This is a genomic window from Bartonella sp. AP72JLCBS (assembly GCF_042195705.1).
In the GTDB taxonomy this organism is placed as follows: Bacteria; Pseudomonadota; Alphaproteobacteria; order Rhizobiales; family Rhizobiaceae; genus Bartonella.
Genome location: NZ_JBHIOU010000035.1, coordinates 1 through 4,528, shown reverse-complemented (window position 1 = coordinate 4,528; position 4,528 = coordinate 1). Strand labels below are relative to the sequence as shown.

At 37.5% G+C, this 4,528-nt stretch carries 5 protein-coding genes and 1 pseudogene; 2 read left to right on the top strand and 4 right to left on the bottom strand.

The features are described 5' to 3' along the window. Positions 1–1,336: 1,336 nt before the first annotated feature. The gene (locus tag ACFILO_RS08990; RefSeq protein WP_375678169.1) at positions 1,337–1,933 is read right to left on the bottom strand and encodes a hypothetical protein; all 597 of its coding nucleotides are present in this window, start codon (positions 1,931–1,933) and stop codon (positions 1,337–1,339) included. A 65-nt stretch (positions 1,934–1,998) separates the two neighbouring features. Between ACFILO_RS08990 and ACFILO_RS08985 the strand changes: the two genes are divergently transcribed. Both ACFILO_RS08985 and ACFILO_RS08980 read left to right on the top strand, forming a co-directional pair. Then, on the top strand, positions 1,999–2,310 hold the full coding sequence (locus ACFILO_RS08985) for a type II toxin-antitoxin system RelE/ParE family toxin (protein ID WP_017196508.1): 312 nt from the start codon (positions 1,999–2,001) through the stop codon (positions 2,308–2,310). Beyond that, positions 2,291–2,572, top strand: a complete 282-nt coding sequence (locus ACFILO_RS08980; RefSeq protein ID WP_273788712.1) for an addiction module antidote protein — start codon at positions 2,291–2,293, stop codon at positions 2,570–2,572. Before ACFILO_RS08985 ends, ACFILO_RS08980 begins: the two co-directional genes overlap by 20 nt. Positions 2,573–2,606: 34 nt before the next feature. On the opposite strand, the gene ACFILO_RS08975 is transcribed toward ACFILO_RS08980, so the two are convergent. From ACFILO_RS08975 to ACFILO_RS08965, 3 genes and pseudogenes are all read right to left on the bottom strand, one after another. Further along, positions 2,607–2,987 (bottom strand): hypothetical protein, encoded by a 381-nt coding sequence (locus tag ACFILO_RS08975; RefSeq protein WP_375633221.1) that lies wholly within the window; start codon positions 2,985–2,987, stop codon positions 2,607–2,609. Positions 2,988–3,006: 19 nt separating this feature from the next. Then, positions 3,007–4,131 (bottom strand): N4-gp56 family major capsid protein, encoded by a 1,125-nt coding sequence (locus ACFILO_RS08970; RefSeq protein WP_273788714.1) that lies wholly within the window; start codon positions 4,129–4,131, stop codon positions 3,007–3,009. 91 nt (positions 4,132–4,222) lie between these two features. Beyond that, a pseudogene (locus ACFILO_RS08965) lies at positions 4,223–4,528 on the bottom strand (hypothetical protein); the annotation flags it as partial.

Genomic DNA, 4,528 nt, shown 5'->3' with positions numbered 1-4,528 from the left:
TTGATTAAAATGAATCATCCACAATGGAGTAATCAGTGCATATATACAAAACGTATCATATTGCAAGCGCTCTATTATCTTTATGAAAACTTATCAAAAGGAATGTAAATGATGCGTTTGATTTTTACTCACTCATTTGAATGAGAAAACCTATAAACGCTTTTTGTTGCTCTCAAACGTATCAAAACGCTCGGTAGCTTTAATAATTCAATCAAAAGCAAATGCATATTCAATAAATATCTGCAAAAAACGTTCTTTTTAGCTTGCAAGCATTGGTTTTTAAAAGCAGCTTTTCATAAGATAAATAAACAAACGCTTTTATAAAGTGTAAGGTTTTTAAGATTTTGCTCTGCTGTGAAATCTAGATCTTCGTTTTTCATAAATGAAACGTTCTTAAGAGCAAATGATAACTAAGTTATAACTGTAATAAAAAAAAGTTTTAACGTTTCTTATAAAGATCTCATTTTATGTTTCAAACGTTTAAACGTGCATTTAAAGAGGTTCTCATAAGCGTATTTGTACTTTTCATTAAAACCTAATTTCTTTAAATATTAGCCGGTCCATTTTGGGGATGTTATCTTAGAATAGAGCATTCTTAAATATTACAGCTTTTGACTCAAAATTGAGTAAAAACCCATACCTTATGATGTTACAATGGTTTTGAAGTTTGTTTGCTTATCTTTGTCTTAATAGCTGCCCCCAAATTTGGAAAGAGCTCATTTGGTTTCGTATTTTTAAACTATAACTTTTAAAACGTTTTTAGTACCAAATCTAAAGTAGATAGTTATTCTACTGCCATGGCATTATTTGCCTCCATTTTTTTGTGGAAGCGAATAGTTCCATTCTTAAAGACTAGCCTGCAATCTATTCATTAAAAGGCTTTTCATTTCATAAGATATAGCATTTGAATTTCATGACCTTTATTTCCTACCTCGGTAAAAAAATACCGTGGTTATAAAATCGATCTTGTCTTTAAATCCTTTTATGCAATCTTTAAAATGTTCGGTGTTATGATGATGCTGTTATGACAGCTCTCTATTTTGCGCTCGCCAATTTTGGCGAATGTTAATTTGCTCTTTTATGTGATTAACAATCCAATCTTTAAAACAAGATGTGATCTTTAAACGTATGTTATCGATATTTTTAAACGACTAAATTTAAAACAATGTGATTTGTGCTGTGATAAAAACGTATCATAAAATTTATGAACTGTTATGAATGATATCGGCTTTTCATTTTATTTGAATACACACATGCGTTATAATATTTACATCATGATTTGCTTTTTATGGTCTATTCATACATGCCAATCTTATATAAAAAATGGTCAAATGAATCACGTATAAAAATGTGGATTCTTAAGTGGATTCATATAAAATAACTTCACACAACCTATTGACTTTATTGTGTTTTTTGATATTATACTGAGTACTATCTCTGATAAACGCAATGGAGAGAGAATGAGTTGAATCTGATAGGCTTTATCCGGTGTGGGATAAAGATGTAATTTCCTATCAAAATAACTGTAACAAACCGGCGTTCCTTGCTGCTCTGATGATAACAAAGGCTCTAAAGAAACATGGTCCTTACATTCCAAGGCAAACTTATGATGTTGATCAGAACTCAGATAAACGTTTTTGATTTTAACAGCACTTTCGATATGGCTGGTAGTGCTTGCATCATAAACACCTTGTCCCGCCCGTGTCTCAAACACCACATCACGGCTTTCGTTAAAGTAAAAGGTCTCCCGTTCACAAAAACGAATGGCTGCAAAAATGCTTTCTTGGATTTGTTGAACATACTCATCGGCTATGTCATCAATCTCATCTTGAATGACCGACACTAAGTGCGAAAGTGTTCTCTTATGACGATAAACATCTCGCTTTACTGGTATCGGTCCTCCGGTTTTAATCCGAATATAATGACGTGTCATCAAAATACCTCTCAGTAAAAATTATTACTATTGATATTATATATATTGTGTAGTATAGTGCACTGATGGTAGCGATAATAAAAACAACAGATGAATTCGATAACTGGTTAGAAAAACTTAAAGACAGAAAAGCTGCTAATATAATTCTTGCAAGGCTTCATAGAATTCGTTCAGGGCTTTTGGGTGATGCAAAGTTTTTTAATGGTATAGGTGAATTACGTATCCACTATGGTGCTGGTTACCGAATTTATTTTACAAAAAAAGGCGATAAAATCATTATATTGCTTTGTGGTGGTGACAAATCCACACAATCCAGTGATATTCAAAAAGCCTTATCTCTTTTAGAGGATCTTAAAAATGAAATTGAAAACCTTTAACTTTGAAAAACACCTCACAACACCAGAATCTCAAGAAGTCTTTTTAAATGAAGCCTTTAAAACTGGTGATGCCTCTCATATAGCGGATGCCCTTGGTATTGTTGCTAGAGCACAAAATATGAGTGCCTTAGCAAAAGAAACCAATCGCGAACGCAGTGGATTATACCGCTCTTTAAGCAAAACAGGTGATCCTAAACTTTCTACCTTAGTCGCTGTCTTATCTGCCCTTAATTTACAACTCTCTGTACAATCTGCTCCATAAATCGTGAGGGGAATTAAGCCTTCCCCTATACCTCTCAACGATTGGTCACGAATTGCACGACCACAACACACTCACCAGCCGCGGTTGTTTTATCCCGTGTTGCATAAAGCGTAAGCTCTTGATCTTCTGGAACAAACTCTTTTTGGTTGGTTGATGTAAAATCTTGAGTGCTTTGGGTTTTGATATCCTTTTCACTAAACTCATTACCACCATAGGTGCTGCCTATCTTTAATTTCGCATCCGAAAACGCTGTCTTCACAAACGCTTTAATCGAAAGGATCATTGCACCACGCGGTAAAGTCCCGATTTTGCGCGTCAAATGCTTATCTTTATGCGAGATATTCAAACGCAAAAAACTGACCTGATGTGTATGAAGATCTCTGCCGTGTAAGTGTCCTGTTACGCCATCTACCATGTCCTATTTCCTTTCCTCATCACTCAACTTCACCGCTGTAGGTGGGGATAACTATCGTTCCAAAATCTTGGGCTCCTTGTGCTCTTCCGGGCATTTGGAAACGCGTTTTCTTCATGCCCATAATTGTATGCACTCCAAAACCGTATTCGCGTTTGTAGTCGAAGGTTTCTTCTTCGATTTTATAGCGGGTCTTACCGTAACTCTTACCAAATGCCATAACGACACTTTGCGCTCCAAGCAAAACAGCACGGCGCACACCTGCAAGACGTGTACTATCCGTGGATTTAACACCATTGGTGACATGCTCTGATTCACGTAAAATCACACCGTTGTACATGCCTAGAGAACCATCAAAGATTGGGTTTTTGGAACGCGAACCGGTATAAGCAGCTTTCTGAATATCAAGCCATTGACCCGTCTCTGTATTAGTGCGCAATTGTGTCACCTGAATGGGATGCAAATACAACACATAAACACTCTCGCCATTCACGCGAACCGGTCTAATTTTAGGATTCGCTAGCTTAGCGCACTGAACCGCTTCATCTATCAATTTAAGATTAAAGCTGTGTTTGGCTTTTTCTGTAAGCTCTTCATCCTTGGTTTTTGCTTCTGGTCGCACAATGCGCTTACTGCTTGGAGCTAATGGTGCATTAAAGCCCCAAAAAAGAGGATCAAGATCAACCAGTTCTCCCTCAAAATTAAGCCTGTTGGCTGTATAACCGCAAGCGTGAACGAAAAACATCAAACTCAAACGGTCCGCATACCAATCTGATAAACTGTTTTTGGCTTCTTCGCGCAAATTAAACAATGTGCGCTGATTATCAATAGTGCCTTCATTGGCAATTCTTGTTCCATGATAAAGTTCATTGATATACAGTTTATCATGAAGGAATTGTAGTGCCTCTTCATTGCCTTCAAGGGTTTCACCCTCACTCACACCACGTCCTGATAACTGAGCTCGCAGACTAAATGTTACACAATCCCCTTTGCCTTTTTGCGTCTCTGTTTTCACCTGAATAATGCTATTGGAATCCTGCCCCATCAAAGGAGCAATAGGAGTTGCTTTGGAGACCTCCGCATCAAGAATTCTCGCCCATGTTTTTAACGCATGGGGATCATTAATCCCTATATGTGTTGTTGCCATTTATTTCACCTTTCTTTGCTATAAAAAAACCGGCTTAAAGCCGGACCACCAACCCGCACCAAAGGCGGCTTATTCTCTAAAAGTCTTTCACTTAATCTTCATCATCTGCACCACTCAATTTGCGTATAAGCACTCGGTTCTTTGGATTACTGTACCACGCTTGAAACTCTTTATCCGTCATAGCGTCCATCGTTTCCCATGAAAGTGGACCCGTCACGCCCCCTCCACCAGATGCCGTTAAGGTTCTCGCAGAATTCTGCCGACTTTGAAGTTCTGCAACTTGATTATTCGCTTGCACTGCTTGGTTCTGATAGCCAAGGTTTTGTGCTATTCTATAAATTTCTTCTGCCGGATTGAGATCTCTTTGTGCACAAGTCGCTACAAGCGCATGCAATTG

Coding starts and splice junctions, on each gene's coding strand:
- ACFILO_RS08980 (WP_273788712.1), top strand. CDS start 2,291: ATGAAATTGAAAACCTTTAACTTTGAAAAACACCTCACAACACCAGAA.
- ACFILO_RS08985 (WP_017196508.1), top strand. CDS start 1,999: ATGGTAGCGATAATAAAAACAACAGATGAATTCGATAACTGGTTAGAA.
- ACFILO_RS08970 (WP_273788714.1), bottom strand. CDS start 4,131: ATGGCAACAACACATATAGGGATTAATGATCCCCATGCGTTAAAAACA.
- ACFILO_RS08975 (WP_375633221.1), bottom strand. CDS start 2,987: ATGGTAGATGGCGTAACAGGACACTTACACGGCAGAGATCTTCATACA.
- ACFILO_RS08990 (WP_375678169.1), bottom strand. CDS start 1,933: ATGACACGTCATTATATTCGGATTAAAACCGGAGGACCGATACCAGTA.